This is a genomic window from Ruania suaedae (assembly GCF_021049265.1).
Lineage (GTDB): Bacteria > Actinomycetota > Actinomycetes > Actinomycetales > Beutenbergiaceae > Ruania > Ruania suaedae.
In genome coordinates this window covers 2967905-2993600 of the sequence record NZ_CP088018.1, presented here as the reverse complement: position 1 = coordinate 2993600, position 25696 = coordinate 2967905, and the positions used below count along the sequence as shown (strand labels likewise).

General features: G+C 69.6%; 22 protein-coding genes. 15 read left to right on the top strand and 7 right to left on the bottom strand.

Annotated elements, in window-relative coordinates; translation table 11 throughout:
* Positions 1-119: 119 nt before the first annotated feature.
* The 6 genes from LQF12_RS13825 to LQF12_RS13800 all read left to right on the top strand — a co-directional run bounded on the left by LQF12_RS13825 (position 120) and on the right by LQF12_RS13800 (position 5907).
* Positions 120-1448 (top strand): ABC transporter substrate-binding protein, encoded by a 1329-nt coding sequence (locus LQF12_RS13825; RefSeq protein WP_231053488.1) that lies wholly within the window; start codon positions 120-122, stop codon positions 1446-1448.
* Between the two features lie 172 nt (positions 1449-1620).
* On the top strand, positions 1621-2469 hold the full coding sequence (locus tag LQF12_RS13820; RefSeq protein ID WP_231055614.1) for a carbohydrate ABC transporter permease: 849 nt from the start codon (positions 1621-1623) through the stop codon (positions 2467-2469).
* Positions 2466-3407 (top strand): carbohydrate ABC transporter permease, encoded by a 942-nt coding sequence (locus LQF12_RS13815; RefSeq protein ID WP_435531193.1) that lies wholly within the window; start codon positions 2466-2468, stop codon positions 3405-3407. The genes LQF12_RS13820 and LQF12_RS13815 overlap by 4 nt, the downstream gene beginning before the upstream one ends.
* Positions 3404-4021: a hypothetical protein gene (locus tag LQF12_RS13810; protein WP_231053487.1), complete on the top strand. Its 618-nt coding sequence runs from the start codon at positions 3404-3406 to the stop codon at positions 4019-4021. Before LQF12_RS13815 ends, LQF12_RS13810 begins: the two co-directional genes overlap by 4 nt.
* A gap of 160 nt (positions 4022-4181) precedes the next feature.
* Positions 4182-5507, top strand: coding sequence for a Gfo/Idh/MocA family protein (locus tag LQF12_RS13805; protein ID WP_231053486.1), 1326 nt, complete (start codon positions 4182-4184; stop codon positions 5505-5507).
* 7 nt (positions 5508-5514) lie between these two features.
* Positions 5515-5907 (top strand): L-rhamnose mutarotase, encoded by a 393-nt coding sequence (locus LQF12_RS13800; RefSeq protein ID WP_231053485.1) that lies wholly within the window; start codon positions 5515-5517, stop codon positions 5905-5907.
* 51 nt (positions 5908-5958) lie between these two features.
* Here LQF12_RS13800 and LQF12_RS13795 read toward each other — a convergent pair whose 3' ends face one another.
* Positions 5959-6993, bottom strand: coding sequence for a LacI family DNA-binding transcriptional regulator (locus LQF12_RS13795; protein WP_231053484.1), 1035 nt, complete (start codon positions 6991-6993; stop codon positions 5959-5961).
* A 396-nt stretch (positions 6994-7389) separates the two neighbouring features.
* Between LQF12_RS13795 and LQF12_RS13790 the strand changes: the two genes are divergently transcribed.
* From LQF12_RS13790 to LQF12_RS13750, 9 genes are all read left to right on the top strand, one after another.
* Positions 7390-8694, top strand: a complete 1305-nt coding sequence (locus tag LQF12_RS13790) for an ABC transporter substrate-binding protein (RefSeq protein WP_231053483.1) — start codon at positions 7390-7392, stop codon at positions 8692-8694.
* 88 nt (positions 8695-8782) lie between these two features.
* Positions 8783-9754 carry a carbohydrate ABC transporter permease gene (locus LQF12_RS13785; RefSeq protein ID WP_231053482.1) on the top strand — a complete coding sequence of 324 codons (972 nt, stop codon included), beginning with the start codon at positions 8783-8785 and terminating at the stop codon, positions 9752-9754.
* Positions 9747-10559, top strand: a complete 813-nt coding sequence (locus tag LQF12_RS13780) for a carbohydrate ABC transporter permease (RefSeq protein ID WP_231053481.1) — start codon at positions 9747-9749, stop codon at positions 10557-10559. Before LQF12_RS13785 ends, LQF12_RS13780 begins: the two co-directional genes overlap by 8 nt.
* Positions 10560-10716: 157 nt before the next feature.
* Positions 10717-11082, top strand: coding sequence for a transposase (locus tag LQF12_RS13775; RefSeq protein WP_231053480.1), 366 nt, complete (start codon positions 10717-10719; stop codon positions 11080-11082).
* 435 nt (positions 11083-11517) lie between these two features.
* Positions 11518-13833: a glycosyl hydrolase 53 family protein gene (locus tag LQF12_RS13770; RefSeq protein ID WP_231053479.1), complete on the top strand. Its 2316-nt coding sequence runs from the start codon at positions 11518-11520 to the stop codon at positions 13831-13833.
* A gap of 93 nt (positions 13834-13926) precedes the next feature.
* Positions 13927-14967, top strand: coding sequence for a DUF916 domain-containing protein (locus LQF12_RS13765; RefSeq protein WP_231053478.1), 1041 nt, complete (start codon positions 13927-13929; stop codon positions 14965-14967).
* A 94-nt stretch (positions 14968-15061) separates the two neighbouring features.
* Entirely contained in the window at positions 15062-15838 is a 777-nt protein-coding gene (locus tag LQF12_RS13760; RefSeq protein ID WP_231053477.1) for a 3-ketoacyl-ACP reductase, read from the top strand.
* A gap of 43 nt (positions 15839-15881) precedes the next feature.
* On the top strand, positions 15882-18035 hold the full coding sequence (locus LQF12_RS13755) for an FAD-dependent oxidoreductase (RefSeq protein WP_231053476.1): 2154 nt from the start codon (positions 15882-15884) through the stop codon (positions 18033-18035).
* 20 nt (positions 18036-18055) lie between these two features.
* Positions 18056-18814 (top strand): SDR family NAD(P)-dependent oxidoreductase, encoded by a 759-nt coding sequence (locus LQF12_RS13750; RefSeq protein ID WP_231053475.1) that lies wholly within the window; start codon positions 18056-18058, stop codon positions 18812-18814.
* Between the two features lie 10 nt (positions 18815-18824).
* On the opposite strand, the gene LQF12_RS13745 is transcribed toward LQF12_RS13750, so the two are convergent.
* From LQF12_RS13745 to LQF12_RS13720, 6 genes are all read right to left on the bottom strand, one after another.
* Positions 18825-20111, bottom strand: coding sequence for a PQQ-like beta-propeller repeat protein (locus tag LQF12_RS13745; protein ID WP_231053474.1), 1287 nt, complete (start codon positions 20109-20111; stop codon positions 18825-18827).
* A complete protein-coding gene (locus LQF12_RS13740) occupies positions 20108-21286 on the bottom strand; it encodes an outer membrane protein assembly factor BamB family protein (protein ID WP_231053473.1) in 1179 nt (392 codons plus the stop codon). Before LQF12_RS13740 ends, LQF12_RS13745 begins: the two co-directional genes overlap by 4 nt.
* Positions 21286-22494: an outer membrane protein assembly factor BamB family protein gene (locus LQF12_RS13735; RefSeq protein ID WP_231053472.1), complete on the bottom strand. Its 1209-nt coding sequence runs from the start codon at positions 22492-22494 to the stop codon at positions 21286-21288. The genes LQF12_RS13740 and LQF12_RS13735 overlap by 1 nt, the downstream gene beginning before the upstream one ends.
* A gap of 21 nt (positions 22495-22515) precedes the next feature.
* Positions 22516-23805, bottom strand: coding sequence for a hypothetical protein (locus tag LQF12_RS13730; RefSeq protein ID WP_231053471.1), 1290 nt, complete (start codon positions 23803-23805; stop codon positions 22516-22518).
* 17 nt (positions 23806-23822) lie between these two features.
* Positions 23823-25106 carry a hypothetical protein gene (locus LQF12_RS13725; protein ID WP_231053470.1) on the bottom strand — a complete coding sequence of 428 codons (1284 nt, stop codon included), beginning with the start codon at positions 25104-25106 and terminating at the stop codon, positions 23823-23825.
* A 117-nt stretch (positions 25107-25223) separates the two neighbouring features.
* Positions 25224-25586, bottom strand: coding sequence for a hypothetical protein (locus LQF12_RS13720; RefSeq protein WP_231053469.1), 363 nt, complete (start codon positions 25584-25586; stop codon positions 25224-25226).
* Between the last annotated feature and the right edge of the window lie 110 nt (positions 25587-25696).

Sequence of the window (25696 nt, the reverse complement as noted above, 5' to 3'; positions counted from 1 at the left end):
TTTCCAGAGGCTTGCAGAGCTCGAGTTGGTGTGCGATCGTTTGTAACGATTCACGACGGGGTCGTCTTCCATAGGCGGAACAGCCGCGGCCCCCAAAGATCGAGCAGAGAGGCTCCTCGATGAACTCAGCAAGACTCAGCAAGACGAAGCGACTGTCGTCCGTGGCCGCCGTCGCAGCTGCAGGATCGCTCGTCCTTGCGGCGTGCTCCGGCGGAGCGGACGACGGCGGAGAGCCCGGTAGCGGTGGCACCGTCGACCCGGACGAGCAGATCAGCCTCACGGTCACCTGGTGGGGCAACGACGACCGCGCCGAGCGCTACGAGCAGGCGATCGACCTCTTCGAGGAGGAGTACCCGAACATCACCGTCCAGCCTGCCTTCCAGGCGTGGGAGGACTACTGGACCGCCCGGGCCACCGAGGCGGCCGGTCAGTCGTTGCCGGACGTGCTGCAGATGGACCTGAGCTACATCAGCGAGTTCGGCTCGCGTGGTCAGTTGCTCGACCTGACCCCCTACGTCGGTGGCGAGCTCGACATGAGCGAGATGCCGGACTCGCTGCTCGCCTCGGGCCAGATCGGTGGCGAGCAGTTCGGTATCCCGCAGAGCACGAACACGCTCGCGCTCTTCTATAACCCGGCGATCGTGGAGTCCCTGGGCATGGAGCCGCCGAGCGCGGACCAGACCTGGCAGGAGTACGTGGACTGGGCTGCTGAGGCCGCCGATGCCGGCGCGAGCGAGGATCCCACGCTCTACGGGACCGGTGACTTCACCGGCGTGCTGTGGCTGTTCGTGCAGCACCTGGTGCAGGAGGGCCAGGAGGTCTTCACCGAGGACGGGGAGATCGCCTTCAGTGAGCAGGATGTCATCGACTGGCTGAACCTCGTGCAGCCGTTGCGCGAGGCCGATCAGATGCTCCCGGCCGAACGCGCCACCCAGCTCGAGCCGCTCGGCGGGTTCACCGCGAACGAGGCTGCCACCGAGTTCTCCTGGGACAACTTCCTCGCCGGCTACCTCGCCGACTCGGGCGCCGAGACCATCGAGATGCTGCCGCTGCCGGTGGGCTCCAGTGGCGATCGGAACCAGTTCTTCAAGCCCTCCATGCTGCTCTCGGCGGGCGCGAACACCGAGAACCCGGAGGCGGCTGCCGCCTTCATCGACTTCATCACCAATGACGCCGAGGTGGGCGCGATCTTCGGTACCTCCCGCGGGGTGCCCGCCACCGAGACCGCACGCTCGCAGCTCGACGTCGAAGGCGTCGATGCACAGGTGATCGGGTACGAGGAGGAGTGGGCCGACGAGATCACCGAGTCGACCCCGGTGCTGCCCCAGGGCTTCGGCTCGATCGAGGCGGAGTGGCTGCGGCTCGCCGAGGAGCTCGGCTACGGCAACATCACGGTCGAGGAGTTCGCTTCGCAGTGGTTCTCCGAGGCAGAGATCTCCCTGGGCTGAGCCGCGCCCGCTGATGTGACCCGGCTCGAGGTCGCCCCGCCCCCGGGCGGGGCGACCCGCACCCGAGAGGATTGATGTGAGCACCACCACGACCACCTCCGCTGCCGCCGTGGAAGAGCGTCCCTCGCTCCGGCGGGCCCGCCTTCGCGAGTCCCTGGCCGGCTACGCCTTCATGGCGCCGTGGCTGGCCGGCTTCTTCGCGCTGACGTTCGGGCCGATGATCGCGTCGCTGTACCTGTCGTTCACCGACTACGACCTGTTCGGGGCGCCCGAGTTCACCGGCCTGGAGAACTACCAGCGGCTGTTTGCCGACCCCCAGTTCATCCAGTCGATCAAGGTCACCACGCTCTACGTGCTGCTCGGCACCCCGATCAAGCTGGCAGCCGCGCTCGCGGTGGCGATGCTTCTCAACGCCCGCCGGCGGGGTCTGGGCTTCTACCGTTCCGCGTTCTATGCGCCCTCGCTCGTCGCCGCATCGGTCTCGATCGCGATCGTGTGGAAGGCCATGTTCATCGACGACGGCGTGGTCGACCGGAGCCTGCAGATCTTCGGCATCGAGCTCGGCGGCTGGGTCGGCAACCAGAACATGACGATGCCGATGTTCATCCTGCTCGCCGTCTGGGCCTTCGGCGGTCCGATGGTGATCTTCCTGGCAGGGCTCAAGCAGGTCCCCACCGAGCTGTACGAGGCAGCGGAGGTGGACGGCGCCGGCCGCATCCGCAAGTTCCGCAACATCACGCTGCCGATGCTGAGCCCGGTGATCTTCTTCAACCTGCTGATGGAGACCATCGGCTCGTTCCAGGTGTTCGCCTCGGCGTTCATCATCTCCGGCGGCACCGGCGGTCCGGCCGGATCCACCCTCTTCTACACCCTCTATCTCTACATCCGCGGCTTCGGTGACTTCCGGATGGGCTACGCCTCGGCCATGGCCTGGTTGCTCGTGATCGCCGTCGGGCTCATCACGATCCTGCTGTTCCGCAGTTCCAAGGCGTGGGTGCACTACCAGGGAGACTCGCGATGACCACCACCCAGCTCCCGGGCGGCTCGGCGGCAGACGGAGCGCCGCTGCAGACGGTGATGCCCTCCCGTGACGACAGCCACCGGCTACGCAAGGACGCCAAGCGGCGCAGCCGGCTCGGTAGCGTGGTCTACCACCTCGGCATGCTCGCCGTCAGTGCGATCGTGCTCTACCCCGCGGCCTGGATGTTCATGAGTTCGCTCAAGCCCTCGAGCGAGATCATCGGCAACGTGACCCTCATCCCGGAGAACGGGTCACTGGACAACTTCGCCACGGCACTGTCGGGGATCGCGGGGATCTCCTTCTGGACGTTCTTCGTGAACTCGCTGGTCATCGCGGTCTTCTCGGTGGTGGGCGTGGTGGCCTCCTCCGCGGTGGCGGCCTATGCCTTCGCCCGCATCCAGTACCGCGGCAAGAAGGTGTGGTTCGCGCTGATGGTGGCCACCATGCTGCTGCCGTTCCACGTCACGATCATCCCGCAGTACATCCTGTTCCAGAACCTGGGGCTGATCAACAACTTCGGCGCGCTGCTGATCCCGAAGTTCCTGGCCACCGAGGCCTTCTTCGTGTTCTTGATGATCCAGTTCCTGCGGGGCATCCCGCGCGAGCTGGACGAGGCGGCGAGGATCGACGGCGCCGGCCACGTGCGGGTGTTCGGTTCGATCATCCTTCCGCTGCTGCGGCCGGCGATGATCACCGCGGCGATCTTCACCTTCATCGCCTCCTGGAACGACTTCCTCGGGCCGCTGCTCTACCTGAAGCGACCGGACCTGTACACGCTGCCGGTTGCGCTGCGGTTGTTCGTGGACCAGACCACCACCTCCGACTACGGCGCCCAGGTGGCGATGGCCGTGCTGGCGCTGATCCCGGTGATGATCTTCTTCTTCGTGTTCCAGCGCTACCTCATCGACGGCGTGGCGACCCAGGGTCTGAAGGGGTGAGCGCGCCCGCGCGGTCGAGGACGGGCAGCGGCTGGGACGAGTCGGCGCCGCGACCGCCGGCGTTGCCGCTGTTCGCGGAGGTGATGTCGACCGCCGTGGTGGTCCTGGTGCTGTGCCTGCCCGTGCTGACCGTGCCGGCCGCCCTGGCTGCAGGGGTCACGCATCTGCGCCGCCACCTCGAGGGACGCTCGGACACCGTGCGAGAGCTGCTGGCCGACTTCGCGCGTCAGGTGCGAGGTTCCTGGCTCCTCGCCGCCGGTGCGCTGCTCCTGGCCTCGGCCCTGGTGCTCAATCTCGACATCGCCCGGTTCACCGCCCTGCCCGGCGCCGAGGTCATCCGCATCGTCTCGATCGCCGGGCTGGCGACGCTGGTGCTGGTGCTGGTGCGCGCGATCGAGCTTCGCGGCCTGCAACCGGGCAGCTGGCGGGCGGCCGTGCCCGCAGGGGCCCGGCTCGCGCTGGCCGACCCGGTCGGCTCGGTGCTGGTGCTCACCGCCGTCGGGCTGTGCGTCACCATCACGTGGATGTACGCGCTCCTGGTGATCCTGGCCCCGGGGCTGCTCACCTTCGCCATCGTCGGTGTGGCCTCGCGCCGCGCCCGCCCGGACTTCTGACCGGACCGACACCGCTGCGTGGTTCTGCGGCAGCCCGGTGCCGCGGACCACGTATTCGTGTCCCCTCGGTCACCGGCCTGCTGAGAAACCGGTTCCTCGGCTATCCTGAACTCTGCGGCGCGCTGCCGCCCGCGATCGACGACCACTGGAGAAGTCCACGATGACCAACCGCCGCCGCTACGCCGTCGCCGGTACCGGCTCCCGGGCCGGGATGTACCTCAACGCCCTCACCCAGGACTACGCCCACGCGGGTGAGGTGGTGGCCTTGTGCGAGCCGAATCCGGCCCGCGCGGATCACTACGCCACCGGTCTCGCGCTGGATGTCCCGCGCTATGAGCCGGCGGACCTGGAGCGGATGATCGCCGAGCAGCAGGTCGACCGGGTCGTGGTCACCAGCCCCGATCATGCCCACGCCGACCTGGTCTCGCGCGCCATGCGCGCCGGCGCGGACGTCGTCGTGGAGAAGCCGTTGACGACGACGGCTGAGGGGGTGCGCACCATCACCCAGGCGATGCGGGAGACCGGACGTGACCTGGTCATGACGTTCAACTACCGGTACGCCCCGCGTAACTCCGAGCTGCGCCGCATCATCGCCGACGGCGAGATCGGCCGGGTGCTCTCGGTGCACTTCGAGTGGGCCCTCGACACGGTGCACGGAGCGGACTATTTCCGCCGCTGGCACCGCGACAAGGCCAACTCCGGCGGCCTGCTCGTGCACAAGTCCAGCCATCACTTCGACCTCGTGAACTGGTGGGTCGGGGCAGCCCCCGTACGGGTGTACGCCACCGGTGGCCTGAAGTTCTACGGGCCCGACGGCGCAGGTGCAGCCGCCGCGGGCCGGCGACCGGCCAAGGGGCGTGACGCGGCCGCCGGCGACCCGTGGTCGATCGACCTCGCGGCGGACCCGAAGCTGAAGGCGATGTATCTCGACGCCGAGGTCCACGACGGCTACGTCCGTGACCAGGACGTCTTCGCCCCGGGCATCACGATCGAGGACAACCTCGGACTGACCGTGGATTACACCTCGGGGGCGTTCCTGACCTACTCCCTCAACGCGCACGCCCCCTGGGAGGGCTACCGGGTGACTGTCAACGGGTCCGAGGGGCGGGCCGAGCTCGAGGTGATCGAGCGCGGGTTCGTCGCCAAGGCCTCGGTGGTCGATCCCTCCGCCGCCCCGGACGGGGTCGAGGATGACCAGGTCCGGCCGAAGGGGGAGCGGCTCGTCGTCCAGCGCCATTGGGAGGCCGCGCGCGAGGTGCCGATTCCCGAGGGCATCGGCGGCCACGGCGGCGGGGATGCGATCCTGCTGCGGGACATCTTCGAGCCGGGCACGCAGGACGACCCGCTCGGCCGGGCCTCCGGTGTGCTCGACGGGGTGCGGGCGGTGACTACCGGCATCGCCGGTAACGTCTCACTCGCCGAGGCCCGCGCCGTCCCGGTGGACGAGCTCGCCCTCGGTGTCGACCTGACCGCCACGACGCTTTAGGACCGCCATGCCCCGCTACTGCTTCATCAACCGGGTCCGGCCCGACCGGCTGGACGAGTACGCCGAGGCGCACGCCGCCGTCTGGCCGGAGATGCTGGAGGCCCTGCGGGACTCGGGCTGGCGCAACTACCAGCTCTATCTGGCCCCGGACGGTCTGCTGGTGGGCCACTTCGAGGCCGACGACTACGAGGCCGCGCAGGCCGCGATGGCTCGTACCGCCGTCAACACGCGGTGGCAAGCGGGCATGGAGAGGTTCTTCGTCGACCCGGGCAACCCCGACGAAGGGTTCGAGCTGTTGCCGGAGATCTTCAGCCTGGAGGACCAGCTCGACGGCGCCGGACTGCCGGCATCGCCCGCTGCTGCGCACGCTCCTGGTCCTTCCGGGTCGGCCACCCGATAGATCTGAGTCACCCGCACGCCGCTCGGCTGCAGGTGAGCCGACCACGCCACCTCACCGGGGCGGCGGGCCTGTCGTCCCGCGGATCAGCAACGTCGCCGGAAGGCTGACCCGAGTATCGAGTGGCACGCTGCCCGGCTCACGCAACTGCCTCAGCACGAGGCTGACGAGCTCCTGCCCGGAGCGGTGGAAGTCCTGGTGCACGGTCGTCAACGGCGGCATGCTGTACGCGCTCAGCGAGATCGCGTCGAATCCCACCACGGACAAGTCGTCGGGCACCTGCCGGCCCGCCTCCCTGGCGGCGCCGAGCAGCCCCATCGCCATCTCGTCGTTGGCTGCGAACACCGCGGTGACACTCTCGTCCTCCAGCAGGCCCCGGCCGGCGTGGTATCCCGAGGCGGCGGTCCAGTCGCCCTGCGGCGCCGGTGGCGGCGTGAGGCCATGGCTGAGCAGCGTGGCCCGCCACGCGTGCAGGCGGGTGCTCGCGGGCACCGATCCCGGCGGGCCGGCAATGTGGTGCACCGTCCGATGCCCGAGTCCCAGAAGATGCTCGACGGCGTCCCGCGCACCACCGGCCTCGTCGACCCCGACGTCCGGGTAGTGGCCGATGAATCGCGAGTCGGAGACCGAGACGGGTAGGCCGTCGGGCAGCCGGAACGCCTCCGGGGTGGTCTCCTCCGCGCAGATGATGATCAGGCCGTCGACCGCCTGGCGGGACAGGCGGTGCACGGCGCGCTGCCAGCCCTCGGCCTCGCCTGGCCGGACGGCCAGCAGGGTGACCGAATAGTCCTCTTCCTCGGCGGCCTCCACGATCGATTGCGTGGTCAACGCTTCGCCGGTGCGAGCGAAGTCCCGCGCGATCAGGCCGATGGAGCGGAACGCTCCACTGCGTAGCGCGCGGGCGGCCTCGTTGGGTGCGTAGCCGAGCTCCTGCATCGCCGCCAGCACCCGTTCACGGGTGGCGGGTCGCACTCGCGCCGAGTTGTGCGCGACCCGTGACACCGTCTGAGCGGAGAAACCCGCCAACCGGGCGACATCGTCGATGGACGGCCCGTTGCGAGCACGGCCGGCACTCCTGGTGGTCGTCATCGTGCCTCCTGGGCGAGGGGAGCGCGTCTGCGCGCGGGATGAGGCTACCCGGTTTGAATCGTTACCGGAGCGTGATGCCGCACCGTTGACGGCGGCTCCCGGCACCCTGCTATGTTGACGTCAACATGTACGTGGCGTTGAGGCTACCCCGTCCGACGACGAGCGATCCCCATCGCCGACACATCCGGTGCGTCGCCGACGTGGCGCCGGACGTGAGCATGATCAGCACGGCATCGACGGGCTCGTAGCAGCGTCCGCCGATCGTGTCGGCTCACGGGCAGGCCTGGCACCGACGTCAGCGCCGGCAGTGGTGGACCAGACGTGGGGGCAACCGCCTTCCGGGAGAGGCGCCGAGGCGACCCTCGGTGCGATACGGCCAACGAAGGACGTGTATCGATGCGCAGAAAGACAACATTTGCAACCGTCGCAGGGGTGGCCGCGGTGACGCTGGCACTGACTGCGTGTGGCGGGGGGGACGAGTCGGCGGGCGGCGACGGCGCCGGTGGCGACGAGAACACTCTGACGGTGTGGGCGTGGGACCCCGCCTTCAACGTCTACGCCATGGAGGAGGCCGAGCGGGTCTACCAGGAGGACAACCCCGACTTCGAGCTCGAGATCATCGAGACACCGTGGGAGGACCTGCAGACGAAGCTGACGACGCTGGCGCAATCCGGTGAGCTGGACGAGCTGCCGGACATCTTCCTCATGCAGAACAACGCGTTCCAGAAGAACGTGATCAACTACCCGGAGATCTTCAGCGAGATGCCCGGCGATGCGGTCGACTTCAGCGAGTTCCCGGAAGCGGTCCTGGCGTACTCGACGCACGAAGGGGTCAACTACGGGGTCCCCTTCGACAACGGAACGGCCGTCACCGCGCTGCGCACGGATGTGCTGGAGGAGGCGGGCTACACCGTCGAGGACTTCACCGACATCACGTGGGATGAGTTCATCGCCAACGGTGAGGACATCCTCGAGCAGACCGGTAAGCCGATGCTGTCCGGCACGGCCGGTTCTGCCGACCTGCTGACGATCATGCTGCAGAGTACGGGCGCGAGCCTGTTCGACGCCGAGGGCAACCCGACCATCGTCGACAACGAAGCGGTGAGCGCTGCCGTGGACATCTACACCCGGCTCGTGGAGTCCGGGATCCTCCTCGAGGTCAACTCGTGGGACGAGTACGTCGGCAGCTTCGTGAACTCCAACGTTGTCGCGACGATGCAGGGCATCTGGATCATCGGATCGATCCAGACCGCTGAGGACCAGGCCGGTCTCTGGCAGGTCACCAACCTGCCCCGGATGGAGGGGATGCCCGGTGCGACGCAGTACTCCGCCAACGGCGGCTCCTCGTGGGCGATCAGCGCCAATGCGAACTCCGAGCTCGCGGCGGACTTCCTGGGAGCCACCTTCGCCGGATCGACCGAGTTCTACGACTCCATCCTCGCCTCCTCGGGTGCGGTCGCGAACTGGCAGCCCGCCGGTGAGTCCGAGGCCTATGCCGAGCCGCTCGAGTACTTCGACGGCCAGCCCGTCTTCCAGCTCGTGGTGGAGTACGGCACGCAGGTGCCGAGCATCAACACCGGTGCCTACTTCTATGAAGGTCGTGACGCCGTCAGCGCGGCCATCACCACCATCTTGAACGGTGCCGACCGGGACGAGGCGCTGGCTGAAGCACAGTCCACCGTCGAGTTCGCGATGCAGTAAGCGTTCGCGACGACTCAACCCGACAGTGCAGGGGGAGGGCCGGCATCGAAGCCGGCCCTCCCGTCGCCCGACGAAAGCGGCCCCCGCCATGACAATGCCCACCGCGCCGGTCTCCACGACCGTCGCCCCGCGTAGCGCACCACCACCGTCCGGTGGTACCTCTCCGTCTGCCGGCAGGTTCTCGAGCCTGGGCGGCCGCCGGTCCCTCATCGGGTGGTTCTTCCTGATACCCGCTGCGGCCCTGATCTTCATCATGAACTTCTGGCCGATGTTCCAGGCGCTGCTGCTCTCGCTGCAGGTCGGTCGTGGCGCGAACCTCTCCTTCGCAGAGCCGTTGTGGTTCAACTACGAGCGGATGCTGTCCGACCAGACGTTCTGGATGACGCTGGGCACCACGATGCTCTACCTGGTCATCCAGGTGCCGATCATGCTCGTACTCGCCCTGATCCTGGCCAACATCCTCAATAACCCCAGGCTTCGCTTCCGGGCGATGTGGCGTACGGCGATCTTCCTGCCCTGCGCCGTCTCGCTGGTCTCCTATGCGATGGTCTTCCGCACGATGTTCGCCACCGACGGGCTGGTCAACGATGTCCTGCTCGGGATCTCGGTCATCGACTCGCCGGTGAACTGGCTCGGGCAGACCACCACGGCGCAGTTCGTCATCATCCTGGGCCTGCTGTGGCGGTGGACCGGGTACAACATGGTCTTCTACCTCGCGGGCCTGCAGAACATCGACCGTTCCAGCATCGAGGCAGCCAAGGTCGACGGCGCGAACGCCGCCAAGACGCTGTGGTACGTCACCTTGCCCCAGCTCAAGCCGATGATCCTGCTCACGGCGATCATGTCGACGAACGGTACGCTGCAGCTGTTCGATGAGTCCTACAACCTCACCGCGGGCGGCCCGGCGAACAGTTCGATGAGCATCTCGCACTATCTCTACGAGATCTCTTTCGTCGGAAACCCGAACTTCGGGTACGCAGCTGCCATCTCCTACGTCATCCTCGTGATCGTCGCCGTTCTCGCCGCGATCCAGATCAAGGTTGGTGACAAGCGTGACTAAGCAGACCTGGCGCAACGTCCCGCGCACCGCATTCCTGACCGTCTTCGCGTTGTTCTCCATCTTCCCGCTGTATTTCATGGTGGTCTCCTCCAGCAACACCAGCCAGGAGGTGCTGGGCTCAAAGCTTCTTCCCGGCGCTCACCTGATCGAGAACTTCAACGAGCTCGTCATCGCCCAGGGCCTGGGCGCGGCGATGTGGAACTCGACCGTCAACGCCGTGGGGACCACGGTGCTCGCGCTGCTGGTCTGCTCCATCGCGGGCTACGGCTTCGAGGTGTTCCATTCCCGCAACAAGGACCGCCTGATGGTGATCCTGCTGCTGGCGATGATGATCCCCTTCGCAGCGACGATGATCCCGCTCTTCCAACTGTTTGCCGAGTTCGGCCTGACGAGCACCAATATCGCGGTCATCCTGCCCGCGATCTCGGTACCATTCGTGATCCTGCTGTTCCGGCAGTCGGCGCGGTCCTTCCCGCACGAGATCGTCGAGGCGGCGCGCATCGACGGGCTGCGCGAGGTCGAGATCTTCCTGAGGATCTTCATTCCCACCATGCGCGCCACCTATGCGGCCGCAGCGGTCGTGATCTTCATGACGGCGTGGAACAACTTCCTCTGGCCGAAGGTCATCCTCATCAACGAGGCATATCAGACCATGCCCATGCTGGTCTCCAACCTGACCGCCGGATACGTCACCGACTACGGCGTGCTGATGCTGGCCGTGCTGTTGACCTCGCTGCCCACGATGGTCCTGTTCCTCATCCTGCAGCGCAGCTTCGCCGAAGGAATCACCGGAGCGATCAAGTGACGGCCGCCCTCACCGACCCGGCCCCGCCTGGGACGGGAGGGGGCGGTCGGCTGCGGTAGTGCGGAGTCGCTCGCGTCCGGCGCCCTCCGCGGGCTCGAAGGCTGGGTCCGCGCAGGCGTCCGTATTCAAGAGCTGAGAACTGTCGAGGATGCTCGTCATGCCGAAGAAGTTTGACTCAGATGTTCGCGCGGAGGCGGTGCGCCGACTGCAGGAAGCCATGCCCGCGTACCGATCTCGTACTGCGGCCGTCGCCGCAGTGGCTCGCGAGTTCGGAGTCGGCCACGAGTCGCTGCGGCGGTGGTATGTCCAGGACGCCCGGCCTGGATCGACGTCGCAGGGTCAGCCCAGGGTGAGACTGGAAGAGGAGAATCGGCGGCTGCGCGAGGAGATCGCTATCCTTCGCGCAGCCGCTTCCTATTTCCTGTCCGAACGCAGCAGTCGCCGCGAAGTCGACGGGACGGCCGAGCCGCTGTGGCCTCCGAGAGTTTCCGGTGCCGAGAGTCGGAGCGCCGAATTGCAGTAGTCGCTGTACCCGAATGGCCCGCGCGAAACGTATGAATGGTGGAGCGAATAGTCAGACAAGGGCCGCGGATCGCATGCGTCCTATTTGCTTCCGAAGGTGCGCATTCAATCACTTCTTATGGGTTTCGGGTGGGTCACTCATAAGTGCATTGATTGCTCATCCCGATCCGTGAGAATGATATTGACCGCTCATCCAGTGCTCCGTATATGGTGGAGGTGACGGCATGGACGCCGTCACCATTCCGGATGGTGTTCAACAATCCTATCTGCCTATCGAGCGAACGCCTGCATCGACGCGGGCGTGAATGGAGTGAGGAAAGTGGAACGAAAGAAGCGGACCGGCGGCGCGTGCGTCGTCGGCTTGACGGTCGCAGGGTTACTTGCGGCCCACGGCGGCGCACTCGCGTCGCCGGCACATGCTCTTCATGGAGAGGCGGTGATCGATCCGATCGAGTCCAATCTCGCCGAGAAGGACTGGGTGAGCGCCACGGCCAGCACTGCATCGGACGATGCCGCCCTGGCGATCGACCAGGACGAGTCGACGGTCTGGTCCGCCGATGGTGCGGTCACCGGCCAGTGGCTCGCCCTCGACCTCGGAGGCGCGTACGACAACGTGCGCAAGATCGAGGTGCTGTTCGCCGATCCGACCGCTGTCCACCAGTTCGAGATCCAGGTCTCGACCGATGGTGCGCAGTGGACCACCGTCCAGGACTCGAGCGAGAACACCGAGGCCTCGGCCGGAGCCACGGCGCTGCTGACCGAGCCCGGCGTGGAGTACGTGCGGGTGCACTTCACCGACGCCTCCCCGGGGGCCGAGGTGGGCGTACGCGAGCTTCGTGCCTACAACTACCTGCGTGAGGAGATCGTGCTCGGGGCCGACATGTCCTGGGTGGACGACGACGTCGCCTCGGGTCGTGAGTTCTGGGTCAACCCGTTGGAGGAGGACCGCGGCGCCGGCCCTCACCTGCTCGACGTCGTGCAGGACCGTGGCATGGACTACGTGCGGCTACGGGTCTGGAACGAGCCACGCAGCGAGTGGTCGGGCAATCCCGTCTCCCACGGTCGCCAGGGTCCCGAGCGCACCCTCGAGGTCGCGCAGTGGGTCAAGGGCGAACGGGACATGGGCCTGGGCATCGACTACCACTACTCCGACTCCTGGTCGGACCCGAGCAAGCAGCCCAAGCCGCTCGCCTGGGCCGAGCTCGAGTTCGACGAGCTCAAGGCGGCGATGTACGACTACACCTACGACCATCTGCAGGAACTGATCGCCCAGGGAACCGTGCCCGACAAGGTCGCAGTGGGCAACGAGATCATCAACGGCTTCATGTGGGGCTCGGAGAACGAGCACATCGGTGGGACGGCCCCGGCGTACTGGGTCGACCAGAGCGACGTCTACCAGTCCCAGCCCGGTGGCGGCCTGTTGTGGGACTACTGGAACTCCGAGGACCCGGCCGAGCGCGAGCTCTACCTGCAGCAGTGGGAGCGCTTCAGTGAGCTGGTGGGCAGCGGTATCTCCGCCGTCCGGGACGTCTCCGCCGACAACGGCGAGGACATCGAGGTCGAGATCCACGTCATCATCGGCAAGGACTCCGACGACAAGACGATGGAGTTCTGGGACCAGCTGCTTCCACGGCTCAACGCCCAGGGCCAGGACGTGGACGTGCTGGCGCACTCCTACTACCCGGAGTGGCACGGCACGATCGACTACTACGAGAGCGCGCTCAACGCCGTCGTGGCCGCGCATCCGGGCTACAAGATGGATATCGCGGAGACGTCCTATCCCGCCTCCGGCGGCGGCGGCGAGCCGATGCCGAACGCTACCTACCCCCGCACGGTGCAGGGGCAGGCCGACTTCATCCAGCGTGTCTTCCAGATCGCCAACGACATCCCGGACAACCGGGGCGAGGGCGTGCTCACCTGGGAGCCTTCGCGCTGGCAGTCGATGTTCACCCCGGTGCCGGGTATGGAGAACACCTCCCAGCCCAACGCCTCCATCGACGTCTACAACAAGTCGACGGCGAGCCACGTCCGCCAGGATCGTGTTCAGCTCACCGCGGTCCAGGGTGAGTCGGCCGAGCTTCCGGGGTCGGTGCCGGTGCTGGACACCGGTACCGAGGAGATCTCCCAGGCTCCGGTCAGCTGGGGTCAGGTCAGCACCGCCGATGTGGGAACGGTGACGGTGACGGGCCAGACCGAGTTCGGTCCGGTGACGGCGGTGATCACTGTGGTCGAGGAGCTGTTGGAGCAGCCGACCGGCTCCAGCGACGCGACGCAGACGATCGTTGCCACGCTGGAGGAAGCCGGCGGTGCGCTCGTGCTCAGCGTCGATCCGCAGGACCGGGTGGTGGAGCTGCCGACATTCGAGCTCACCAGCGACGCGCTGGCCTGGGTCACCTCGGGTGAGCTGCGGCCGGTGACGGTCACCGACACTCGTGCGGGAGCGCCGGGCTGGTCGGTCTCGGCCCAGGTGACCGACTTCACCGCGGCCTCCGGGGACTCCTTCACGGGATCGGCTCTGGGCTGGGAGCCCACGGTGCTCACCCAGCCCGCCGCCGGCGGCGTGGTGGACGGCCCCGCCGTCGCTCCGGGCGGTGAGGACGGTGGCGGTCTGGCGATCTCGCAGACCCTGGCGCTGGCGCCGTCGGGCTCGGGTGTCGGGACCACGCAGCTCGGTGCGGATCTCGACCTCCGGGCCCCGACCGACACCCAACCGGGTGCGTACACGGCGTTGATCACCTTCACCGCCATGTAGGTCCGACCGAGACCGGGGCCCGAGGCTATCGATGCCTCGGGCCCCGGTCTCCCCCTCCCGATCGACACCACCGAGCAGAAGGAGCGCCGGCTGATGCGCACCCTGTCCCTCCCCGCCCCCCTCGCCGGCGCCCCGGTGCGCCTGTCGGTTCTCCTCCTGGGCCTGCTGATGGCGCTGGTCGCCTCGCCCGCCGCAGCACAGACCGACGCGGAGGAGGAGCGCACGTCCTGGGGCATCGCACCCTCGGGGCCCGACGGTCCGAGCGCGGACCGGCCGGTCTTCGAGTTCGCCCTCGACGAGGGTGCGCGGGTCGAGGACCTCGTCAGCGTCTCCAACTTCAGTCAGGACGACCTCGTCCTGCAGGTCTACTCCCAGGACGCCTTCACCACCGGCACCGGAGGCATGGACGTCCTCCCCGGCGCGGAGACCTCCACCGGCGCGGGCACGTGGATCGACATCACCGACGAGATCACCGTCCCGGCGCGCTCGCGCGTGGACGTCCCGTTCAGCCTGACCGTCCCGGCCGATGCCGAACCCGGGGATCATGCGGCCGGCATCGTCGCCTCCCTGACCACCCCAGCCGAGGACGGCCAGATGGCGCTCGAACGGCGTGTGGGTGCGCGGGTGTACGTCCGCGTCGCCGGCCCCGTTCAGCCCCAGGTCAGCGTCGAAGACGTCTCGGCCCGGTACCGTCCGGACCTGGGCGTGCTCCCGGTGGGTGGCCTCGAGGTCGACTTCACCGTCCGCAACACCGGCAACGTCCGGCTGGGGGCGAGCACCGCCGTCGACATGGCGGGACCGTTCGGGATGGCCCAGCAGGGCACGCAAGGCCCGGATGCCTACGTGATGCTGCCGGGGGAGACCTACCGCGGCACCGCGCTGCTGACCGACGTGCCTGCCCTGGGCCCGCTCGACATCGAGGTCACCGCCGACCCGGTCCCGCCGGAGGGTGCCGTCTATGCCGAGGACCCTGCCTCGGCGAGCGCGAGCGGGCAGGTCTGGGCGGTCCCGTGGGCGCCGCTCGCCCTCCTGGCGGCGCTGGTCCTGCTGGTCGCGGTGCGTCGCCGCCGACGGCGACGCCCTTCCCTCGGGCACGAGAGCCCCCAGCAGGAGCCGGTACTCGCGGCCCACTGACGTTCGAGGGGCCCGACCCGACGGAAAGCGCTTGCCGCAGCGGCGCCGGTCAGGCATGATGAAGGGGTCCGTCCCCGATCCTCAGGAGTTCGTCGTGCCCAAGGTCGCTCTCGTCACCGGAGGGAACCGAGGCATCGGCCTCGGCATCACCCACGCCCTGCTCGAGGAGGGCTACGCCGTCGCCATCCTGGCCACCCGGCCGGAGCCGGAGGAGCTGATGGCCGAGCTGCGCGAGCGCGGCGAGGTCATCTACGTCCAGGGGTCGGTGGCCGAGACCGAGTCCCACGAGCGCTACGTCACCGCCGCCCTCGAGCAGTGGGGCCGGATCGATCTGCTCGTCAACAACGCCGGCGTCGCGCCCTCGGTGCGCGCCGACATCCTCGAGGCCGAGCCCGAGAGCTTCGACCGGGTGCTCGGCATCAACCTGCGTGGTCCGTACTTCCTCACCCAGCGGGTGGCCAACGCCATGCTCGCCGGACGTGACGAGCGCGCGCACGGCCCGGAGGACGGTGTCGTCGGCACGATCGTCAACGTCTCCTCGGTCTCGGCCACCTTCGTCTCCACCAACCGCGGTGAGTACTGCATCTCCAAGGCCGGCGTCGGCATGGCCACCCAGCTCTTCGCTGCCCGTCTGGCCCCCGAAGGCATCGTGGTCTACGAGGTCCGGCCCGGCGTGATCGCCACGGACATGACCGCCGGTGTCAAGGAGAAGTACGACGCACAGTTCGCGGACGGTCTGGCCCCCATGCCGAGGTGGGGTGCGGCGTCGGACGTCGCGGGCGCCGTCGTCCAGCTCTCGGCGGGGCGGATGCCCTACTCCACCGGTGAGGTCATCAACGTCGACGGCGGGATGCACATCCCCCGCCTGTGATGCCCCCGGCCCGCCCCTCACCAGCACCACGAAGGACCACATGATGACCGCCACCACCGACGTCCCCGGGGCCGAGCTCCACACCATCGCCGGCACCGACATCCCCGTCATCACCGCGAACACGGTGGTGGTGGGCACCGGCTCGGCCGGGTTCTGTGCCGCCGACCGGCTCTGGGAGCTCGGCACCGACGACATCGTCATGGTCACCGACAAGGTCGGCGCCGGCGCCAGCCGCAACGCCGGCTCGGACAAGCAGACCTATTACAAGCTGAGCCTGTCCGGTGCCGAGGCCGACTCGGTGGACGAGATGGCCCAGACCCTCTTCTCCGGCGGCGCCATGGATGGTGACAACGCCCTCGCCGAGGCGGCGCTCTCGGCCCGAGGGTTCCTGCGGCTGTGCGACCTCGGCGTGCCCTTCCCGCAGAGCCGGTACGGGGAGTTCGTCGGCTACAAGACCGACCACGATCCCCGCCGCCGCGGCACCAGCGTGGGCCCGTACACCTCCCGCTCGATGGTCGAGCAGCTGGAGAAGAAGGTCGCCCGCAACGGCACCCCGATCTACGACGACTGCCGTGTGGTCGATCTGGTGGTAGATCACGAGGGCAGGAGCAGTGCTGTACGAGGCATCCTGCTGCTGCGCACCGACGTCCCGCACGACGGCGAACGCTCACCCTTCCTGCTGGTGCGCTGCACGAACGTCGTCTATGCCACCGGTGGCCCGGCCGGCATCTACGCCACCCGGGTGTTCCCGAACGGGCAGTGGGGGGCCTCCGGGGCCGCCTACCGCGCGGGAGTGCACGGCAAGAACCTCACCGAGTGGCAGTTCGGCCTGGCCTCGACGAAGCCCCGCTGGAACGTCTCGGGCACCTACATGCAGGTGGTCCCGCGGTTCGTCTCCACCGACGCCGACGGGGGCGACGAGCGCGAGTTCCTCACCGAGGCGATTCCCGATTACGGCCGGATGCTCACCCTGGTCTTTCTCAAGGGCTACCAGTGGCCCTTCGACATCCGCAAGGCCCGGGACGGCTCCAGTCTCATCGACCTGCTCGTCTACCGCGAGACGGTGCTGCGGGGGCGCCGGGTGTTCCTGGACTTCCGCTCCAACCCGGTGCGGGAGACCTTCGACCACGCCGAGCTCGAGCCGGAGGCGCTGGAGTACCTGGAGAAGGCCGGGGTGCTCTTCGGTACCCCGATCGAACGGCTGCGGCACATGAACGAGCCCGCCTACCAGTTCTACCTGGACAAGAACCCCTACGTGGATCTCGAGCAGGAGATGCTCGAGGTGGACGTGTGCGCCCAGCACAACAATGGCGGTCTGCTGGTGGACGCGTGGTGGCAGTCCAACATCACGGGTTTCTTCCCGGTGGGGGAGGCCGGCGGTGCGCACGGGGTCTACCGCCCCGGCGGCGCCGCGCTCAACAGCGGCCAGGTGGGGGCGACCCGGGCGGCGCAGTTCATCGCCGCCCGCCGCACCGACGACCCGGTGGACCCGGACGCCTTCGCCGGCGCCGCTGAGCCCGTGGTCGCCGGGGCGATCGCGCTCGCCGAGACCGCGGCCGCCCGCCGGGCCGGTGGTGCCCCCGACAACACCGGCGATCTGCTGACCCAGGTGCAGGAACTGATGAGCGCCAAGGCCGGGCCGGTCCGCTCGCCGGAGTCGATCCAGGAGGCGCTCGTGCAGGTGCACGAATGGCTCAGTACGTACTCGGATCTCATCAGCGCCGACCAGACCTCGCGGCGCTCGATGAACCGCACCTTCCTGGTGCGCGACATCCTCACCACCGCCTACATCTACCTGTCCGCGATGGCCGACTACGTCGGTCACGGCGGCAAGTCCCGTGGTTCGGTGCTCTACACCGATCCGCAGGGACAGCTGCCGCTGGTGGGTTACGGGGAGAACGCCGAGGCCGAGCTCGACCTGCCGGAGCTGTTCCGGTTCACCCTCGACGGCGGAGCCCTGGCCCACGAGGTGCAGGAGACCGCGTGGGTCGCCCCGGCCGGCGATGCCTCCGGCGCCTGCGCCCCCTCCGAGATCCCGACGGCGGAGCCGGCCTTCTCCGAGATCCTCGCCCGGGAGGGCGCCGACCCGGCCGGGCTGCCCGTGTTCCGGTGGCGGCCGGTCCGTCCCCTGCCCACGGGGGACGACTTCTTCGAGAACGTGTGGAAGGCCTACCGTGAGGACGGCAACGTCCACTGAGCCGGACGAAGGGTGCGGTCATGAACCAGGGACGATTGGTGGGCCGGACGGCGCTGGTCACCGGTGCGGCAGCGGGTATCGGCCGAGCGGTCGCCGACCGGTTCCTCGCCGAGGGCGCGCGGGTGGTCTACGCTGACCGCGACCACGAGGGTGCCGTCGAGGCGGCGGGCACCGGCCCCCACGGACGGCCGCTGACGGTCGACATCGCGGACGAGGCCAGTGTCGAGCGAGGTTTCGCCGAACTCGCGGAGGCCGGCTGGCGTCCGGATGTCGTGGTCGCCAATGCCGGAGTCCAGCTCTTCGGTCAGGACGCAAAGGTGGGCGATCTGGACCTTGAGGTCTGGCGCCGGACGATCGAGGTCAATCTCACCGGCACCTTCCTCACGCTCAAGCACGCTGTCCGTTCCCTGCAGGTCTGCGGTGGTGGTTCGATCATCGTGACCGGCAGCCCGACGGCGCTCAACGGCGAGGGTCAGGACTTCAGCGCCTACAGCTCGTCCAAGGCCGGTGGTCACGGGCTCGCCCGCGCCGCCGCGGCGGCCTATGCGAGCGACGGGATCCGGGTCAACGTCGTCGTGCCCGGATACACCGAGACCCCACTGGTCACGACCATCTCCGACGACCCGGACGCCCGGGCGGCCATCGTCGGCCGCATCCCCCTCGGCCGGGCCGGGACAGCACGCGACGTCGAGGGCATCATGGTCTTCCTGGCGAGCGAGGACGGCGCGTTCGCCACCGGGGCGGAGTTCCGGGTGGACGGCGGTATGACGACGCTGTGACGGCCCGAACTCAGGGGGTGTCCAGCGCCAGCAGCCGCCCGTCCTGGCGCAGGAACACCGTCGAGCCGTCGGTGGCGAGGCCGGCCGGCCGGGCGCCCTGGTCGGCCGGCATGAGGGTCTGGCGCGGAAAGCTGGCCACCACCTCGGTGCCCTCGATCATCAGCACATCGAGCCGGTACGGGCCCTGCGCCAGTGCCTCGCGGTCGGCCACCGCGTAGCCGTGAGCCACCAGCGTCCCGCCCGCCCACGCGCAGGGGCAGCCGATCGATCGGTAGGACGTCGTCGACTCCTCGATCCGGCCCTCCTGCAGGGTGCGTGTGCGCAGCGCCGCGTATCCGAGCGGCCCGCCCGCGAATGACGCGGCGAGGTCGGCGTTCACCATGGTCCTCACGTGGGACTCCGAGACCGCCAGCGGCATCTCGTCGACGTCCCAGCGCCACAGCCAGTCGCCCTCGGCGCCCTCGGCGACGCCACCGGTCATCACGGCGATCTCGCCGTCGGGGGCACGGGAGTCAGCCGCGAGGTGGATGAGCGTGCGTTCGAACTCCAGCGGCAGGCTCGAGGTGTAGGGCGCGGCGCTGAGGGTCGGGAGCCGTTCGCCGGTGGCCGGGTCCACCATGCCCGGATCGGGCGGTGCGAACTCGTCCGGGCCGTAGCGCCAGACGATCTGCCGTGGCGTGAGCGTGAGCTCGGCGAAGGTCAGCGGCACCGAACGGTTCGAGGACGCCTCCTCGACCACGGTGCGCCAGACCTCGGCGCCGTCGGGGTCGATCCGGGCCAGCCAGCGCTCGTCGGCGCCGGACCCGCCCGCCACCACGACGTCCTCGCCCAGGGGCACCGCCAGGTGTGCTCCCTCGAGCTGCATCACCGTCGTCTGCCCGGCGGCGTCGACGAGCGTGATCGCTCCGGGCGTGGACCGCGAGGGCGGGCCGGAGGCGACGCACGCCAGCCGGTCGCCGTCGGCGGAGCAGTGGGGCTCGCGCACGGAGATCCGCCACTGCTCGTGCCCGTCGCCGGTGCCGCGAGCGACGACCTCGTCCCCCTCGACCGTGGCGACCACCTCTGAGCCGAGGACCCAGACACCGGCCGCGGCCGCGTCCTCGACCGCCACCGACCAGGCCTCCGCCACCGGTCGCTCCCCGCCGGGCGAGGTCAGCACAGCGCCCACCAGCAGCACGACGGCGAGCAACGCCCAGGGCCACGGGCCCGACCCGGCCCGGGGTCGCCGTCGTGGTGGTTCGGTGCCGGCGTGTGCCGCGCCCTCACCGGAGATGGTGAACTCGTCGTTCTTGCTCATCCGAGCTCCCACGCCGTCACGCTGGTGGAGGTCCTGCCGAGGAGATGCTCACCGTCGGTGTCGACGGTGAGCTGACCGGCGATGCTCCAGTGCTCCCGGCCGGTGCGCACGTCGCGGGCGGTGTACACGTACTCGTCCTCGGTGGAGGACAGATAGGCCACCGTGCGGTTGTCGATCAGCGTGTTCTGGCCCAGTCCGCCGAGTTGATCCGTCTGCCAGAGCGTCTCCCCGGTGCTCACGTCCGTGGCGGCTGTGCCGCCCTCACCGCCGCCGGTCAGGGTGTCGACCCGGACGTCGTCGACCAGTGCGAACGGGAGGTCCGTGCCCGTGGTGAACTCGCTCGCGGACAGCTGCTGCGGCGCGTCGGTGGCGACGACAGGGAGTGCGCTCACCAGGGGGGCCGGCTCTCCGCGCAGCAGGTAGTGCGTGGAGGGGCTGCCTCTGCCGAACGTCCACACGCCGTCCCGCAGGGGGAGTGGGTAGCCACCGGGGCCGCCGAGGGTGTCGCCGGTCTCCGGATCGACAGCGGCCGGGGCGTCGGGCCGCTCGTAGAGGTCGGAGCGGATCGCCACCACCTGCCCTCCCACCACGGCCGGCCCTGCGAACCACAGGCTCGGCTCCATACCGCCCTCGGGCACCCGCCATCGGACCTCGCCCTCGTCGTCCAGGCGGATCATCGCCGTCTCGGTCACGGCGATCAGATCGCCCTCGTGTCGGGTGGCGGCCACCACCCCGTCGATGCGGTGCTCGTCCACGCGGCCGCTGCGGGGGTCGATCTCCAGCACGGTGGTGCCGTCCGTGGCACACACCAGCGAGGTGCCGGTCGAGGTGCACCGGGGGATCGTGGCGCTCACCTCCCACCGCCGCTCACCGGTCCCGATGTCGAGCCCGACGACGTCACCACGGGCGACGAAGGCGATCACCCCGTCGAAGAGCCACAGGTCGTCGATGTCGGACTGCTCGATCTCCCACATGAGCTCGGGCGTGCTCGCGAGGTCCGGCACCCGCCCCCACGGGTCGACCACCGGCCCGGGCCGGGGCGCGGTCAGGACCGCGCCCACCACGAGCACGACGGCGACCATCGCCCAGGGCCACGGGCCCGACCAGGTCCGGGGTCGCCGTCGGGGTGGGAGTTCTCGTGGCGGCGGCGCCGGCTCGAACTCGTCGGTGCGCATCAGCGGCTCAGCTCCCACGCGGTGACGCCGAAGGCGTCGAGCAGGTACAGGTGCCGGTTGCCGCCGATCATCGTGCGGATGTGGCCGGGGCGTTCCAGCCGCCACCGGTCCGCTCCGGTCCGGGCGTCGATCGCCTGCACGGTGGATCGACTCCCCGTCGCCGGGTCGAGCACGGTGGTGACCATCGTCTCCTCGTCCACCAACGGCGTCTCGATCCAGCCCATCACGAGCTCCCGGCGCCAGAGCTCGTGCCCGGTGCTGGTGTCCAGCGCGGCGACCCTGGTGCCGTCGACGCTCCCGAGCGCGACTCCCGGCAGCAGGGCCAGGGGGGACCACTGCGACTGCGTGCGGGGGAGCGGCTCCGCGAGCAGGGCGGGGTCGCTCACGGTGGCGACGTAGTCCCGCGGGTCACCGACCTGGTGCTGCTGCTGATCGCGCGCGAACAGCCGGATCGTCCCATCGGCCGAGGAGGTCCACAGCCCCTCGCGGACGCGGGAGACCGACCGCCCGACGACCTCCAGGTCGCCCGGCTCACCGGTCTCGACGTCGAGGGGTACCAGGCCTCCGACCGGACCGAGGACGCTGACGAACAACCAGCCATCGATGACCGCGGGTCCCTCGGCCACCGGGGCGCCGAGGGTGCGGGGTTGCGTCCACAGAGCGCGCCCGTCGGCATCGATCCGGGTGAGGCCGGAGGTGGTGACGGCGACGACGCCGTCCTCGTACGCGATGGCGGCCACGGCGTCCGGCACGTCCCACCGGTTGGTCGCCCCGCTGTCGGGGTCGACGACGAGCACGGCGTCCTCACGCCGGGTCAGGCAGGTCAGCAGGGTGCCGTCGGAGGTGCATCGCGGGGCCCGGGCATCGAGCCGCCAGCGTTCCCGACCCGACCTGGCGTCCATCCCGGCGACCCCGCTCAGATCGGCGACGGCGAGCACCCCACCGAACGCCCAGGCCCCGGTCACCTCGGTGCTCTCCAGCTGCCAGGCGAGCTCTGGCCGCTCCCGCAGGTGCGGCAGGTACCCCCACGGGCTGACCCCGGGCGGGGGTGCGGGAGCCACGGCGACGGCGGCCACGATGAGCGCGAGCGCGCATGCCACCCAGGGCAGCACCGGCCAGGCCCGCGCCCGGCCGGTGGGCCGGTGCGGGGGTGTCGTCCCGGCGCGCGGCGCACCGAGGGTGAACTCCTCGGTGCCGCGTGCTCCCATCACCCCATCATCACCCAGCCGTCAGCGATCGACGTAGGCGGTCAGGGTGCCCTCGCTGAGGACGTAGAGGTGGTCGGGCCCGGCGGCGACGCCGTCGGGTGCGGTGGTGAGCGGTATCGACCAGCGGGTCGAACCGTCGCCCAGGTCGAAGCCGTGGATCGCATACGGCTCGAGGTCGGGCTGGTCGGAATCCTGGACCCAGCGACTGGTGAGCAAGGCTGCAGTGTTCTCGCTGACGGCGCACGGGCACCCCAGGATCCCGTCGGTCGGCGTGCTCCACGACCGCCCTCGGCCGAACACGTCGACCCTGGCCAACGTGCCCGGGAGGCCGGTGGGCGGCGACGCCGGATCGTAGGGGGCGTCCGGCGGGGCGAAGCCCCACTCCAGCACGTCCTGGCCGAGCGCCGCGACGATGGTGCCGGAGACGCTGGCGTACTCCATCTCGCCCCCGGGAGTCGTGACCCCGGAGGTGGTGACGACCGCGTCGGGGTGATCGGGCAGGTCCAGCCCCGGCCCCGGCACCGGCACGATCTGCAGGTCGCCCGACTCGACACCGTCGTTCATCCCCACCATCCGGCCCCGCGGGGTCAGGATGACGGTCGGCTGTTGCTCACCGGTCGCGACCTCGACCGCGAGGAACGGGTAGGGGTCGCTCAGCGTCCGGTAGAACGTCGCGACGCCCTGGCTCACGGTGGCCCGACCGAAGGGGTGCTCACCGAACGGCTGGTCCAGTGCCGTGCGCCAGGTGCGCTGTGCCACGCCTTCCTCGTAGCGGTCCACGAACGGCACGCCCGACTCGGTCAGCCCGGCCACCAGCAGGGCGTCGCCGGCGGCGTGGGCCACGCTCGCGCCCGGGAAGGGGCGCTCGCTGACGTCGCCCTCGGCGGTGACGGTGGCGATCACGGCGTCCTCGCCCTCGCCGTGCACGCAGGTCAGCTGCCCGGCCTGCTCGGTGCAGGCTGGATCGTCCAGCGGGACCGACCAGAGGTCCTCCCCGGTGGCTGCCTCGAGGCCGGAGACCGAGGTCGCGGACGCCACGAGGGTGCGCTCACCGCTCACCCAGACCGACGGGGCACGGCCGGCGGGCACCTCACGCGTCCACGCCGCCGGCGGCGGACCGGCCGCCGGGCGCTCCCCGCCGGGGGAGACCACCACCCCGGCCGCGAGCAGAGCCATCGCCGCGGCGACCCATGGCCAGGGTGAGCCTGCGGTCCGAGCCGGCCCGCGTCGTCGGGGCTCGCCGGGCGCCGCCGTGCCGGGTGGCCCCTCGCCATCGAGGGTGAACTCGTCGGTCCGACCGCTCACCATCATCCCATTCTCACCCGGAGTCAACGTGTCGCGTAGGCCGTCAGGGTGCCCTCGGCCAGGACGTACAACCGGCCCACATCGGCGGTGAAGGCGTCGGGCGGTCCGGTCACCGGCAGGCGCCAGCGGAGCAGCCCTGCCTCGGGGTCGACGCCGAGCAGTGCCCGAACCCGCACCGGGCTGGTGAACTCCGGGGGATCCTCGCGCTCGACCAGGTCGGTGAGCACTAACGTGTCCGCGCTCCGGGCGCATGGGCAGGTCGCCACCAGATCGAGCGGGATCGCCCACAGCGACTCACCGGTGCGCACGTCGAGGCGTTCGATCCGCACCTCCCGGTGCTCGGGCGGTGCGCCGGGGTCGGCGGTGAAGGCGACGATGTCGTCGCCATAGGCGGCCAGCGAGAAGCCGTTGACCTCCAGCAACGGATCACCGTCGGCTTCGGTGAAGACCCCGCGCCGGTTGACCACCGCCTCCGGCCGGCCGGGGACATCGAGACCCGGGCCGGCGAGCGGGAGCAGCATGTCCGGATCGGCTCCCAGCGGTGGCCCGGCGCCGAACCCGGAGCTGCCTCCGGGGGCGAGCACGATGGCCGTCGTCATCTCGCCGGTCTCGACCTCGGCGGCCATCCCGAACCGGGCCCAGCCGTCGGCGTCGCGCCCCGAGTGGACGGTCGCCACCCCCTGGCTCAGTGTCATTCCCTGCCAGCGCATCGCATCGGAGGGGCGCTCGGCGCGCACGCGCCAGATCTCCCGGCGCGGCTGCTCCGCGGTGAACCGGCCCAGCCACGGGCGTTCGGGTTCGAGGCCACCGACGAGGAGATCGCCGTCGTACGCCATCGCGATATCGGCTCCGGGGAGTGGCTCCTCGTGGAGTGTTCCGGAGGCGCTGATCGTCGCCATCATCGCGCCCTCGCCCTGGCCGTGCACGCAGGTCAGCTGTTCTGCGGCAGCGGTGCACGCCGGATCGTCCAGCGGCACCGACCAGAGCTCGGCACCGGTCGTGGGCTCGAACGCGGCGACGCCGGTCGAGCTCGCGACCACCGGGGCCCCCTCGAGCGTCCAAGCGCCTGGTGCGCGACCCGGCGTCGACGGATGGGTCCACGCTGTCTGGGGCGGGCGAGGATCCGGGCGCTCACCGCCGGGGGAGATCGCCACACCGGACACGGCGAGCGCGAGTGCCGCAGCGACCCAGGGCCAGGGAGAGCTGCGCCGTCGCCGGGGCGCGGCGCCCGCGGCTCGGGCGGACCCGGGCGAGACGTTCAAGCCCTCGCCGATCTCGAGGGTGAACTCCTCCACCGGCTCCTTCACCGGCGCTCACCCGGTGCCGCACGCACGCACGACACCGCGCAGGCCACGACGGGCCTACGCGGTGTCGGTCGTACTGACGAGTGTCCTGGGCGCACCGCCGGTGCGCCCAGGCCGGGGTCAGTGCAGGAGATGGTCGCCGGCGACCGTGAGGTGCACGGCATCGTCCTTCACCGCGCCGATCTCGTCGCTGGCGGCGTAGCGGTCCCGGTGGAAGAGGCCACTGGAGTCCACACGCACGAACCCCACGCGCATGAGGCGCTCGCGGGCAGCCTCGGGAAGGGAGTCGATCCGCAGCGCGTCGGCCACGTTCCCGACCAGGCTGTTGCCGCGGTCGTTCTCCTGTCCTGCGGAGGTGGTCGCACCCGGGTCGCCCATCTGGATGTCACGGACGGTGCCGACCTTCTCACCGCCGGAATCGAAGACCGTCATGCCCTCGCGAACCTCGGTGATCGGCCCGGTGCTACCAGTTGCGTCCGTCATCGTCGCCTCCTTGTTGTGTCTGCGATGGGGCGTTGCCCGGGGTCTGTGCATGTCCCCGGCAACGTCCCGTCCTCTCATCCTAGGCAGGATGAGAGCACTCGCCACTCGGA

Excerpts from the sequence above, each read along its gene's own strand:
- LQF12_RS13825 (WP_231053488.1), top strand. The coding sequence starts at position 120 with ATGAACTCAGCAAGACTCAGCAAGACGAAGCGACTGTCGTCCGTGGCC.
- LQF12_RS13820 (WP_231055614.1), top strand. The coding sequence starts at position 1,621 with ATGGCGCCGTGGCTGGCCGGCTTCTTCGCGCTGACGTTCGGGCCGATG.
- LQF12_RS13815 (WP_435531193.1), top strand. The coding sequence starts at position 2,466 with ATGACCACCACCCAGCTCCCGGGCGGCTCGGCGGCAGACGGAGCGCCG.
- LQF12_RS13805 (WP_231053486.1), top strand. The coding sequence starts at position 4,182 with ATGACCAACCGCCGCCGCTACGCCGTCGCCGGTACCGGCTCCCGGGCC.
- LQF12_RS13800 (WP_231053485.1), top strand. The coding sequence starts at position 5,515 with ATGCCCCGCTACTGCTTCATCAACCGGGTCCGGCCCGACCGGCTGGAC.
- LQF12_RS13795 (WP_231053484.1), bottom strand. The coding sequence starts at position 6,993 with ATGACGACCACCAGGAGTGCCGGCCGTGCTCGCAACGGGCCGTCCATC.
- LQF12_RS13790 (WP_231053483.1), top strand. The coding sequence starts at position 7,390 with ATGCGCAGAAAGACAACATTTGCAACCGTCGCAGGGGTGGCCGCGGTG.
- LQF12_RS13785 (WP_231053482.1), top strand. The coding sequence starts at position 8,783 with ATGACAATGCCCACCGCGCCGGTCTCCACGACCGTCGCCCCGCGTAGC.
- LQF12_RS13775 (WP_231053480.1), top strand. The coding sequence starts at position 10,717 with ATGCCGAAGAAGTTTGACTCAGATGTTCGCGCGGAGGCGGTGCGCCGA.
- LQF12_RS13765 (WP_231053478.1), top strand. The coding sequence starts at position 13,927 with ATGCGCACCCTGTCCCTCCCCGCCCCCCTCGCCGGCGCCCCGGTGCGC.
- LQF12_RS13755 (WP_231053476.1), top strand. The coding sequence starts at position 15,882 with ATGACCGCCACCACCGACGTCCCCGGGGCCGAGCTCCACACCATCGCC.
- LQF12_RS13750 (WP_231053475.1), top strand. The coding sequence starts at position 18,056 with ATGAACCAGGGACGATTGGTGGGCCGGACGGCGCTGGTCACCGGTGCG.
- LQF12_RS13745 (WP_231053474.1), bottom strand. The coding sequence starts at position 20,111 with ATGAGCAAGAACGACGAGTTCACCATCTCCGGTGAGGGCGCGGCACAC.
- LQF12_RS13740 (WP_231053473.1), bottom strand. The coding sequence starts at position 21,286 with ATGCGCACCGACGAGTTCGAGCCGGCGCCGCCGCCACGAGAACTCCCA.
- LQF12_RS13735 (WP_231053472.1), bottom strand. The coding sequence starts at position 22,494 with ATGGGAGCACGCGGCACCGAGGAGTTCACCCTCGGTGCGCCGCGCGCC.
- LQF12_RS13730 (WP_231053471.1), bottom strand. The coding sequence starts at position 23,805 with ATGATGGTGAGCGGTCGGACCGACGAGTTCACCCTCGATGGCGAGGGG.
- LQF12_RS13720 (WP_231053469.1), bottom strand. The coding sequence starts at position 25,586 with ATGACGGACGCAACTGGTAGCACCGGGCCGATCACCGAGGTTCGCGAG.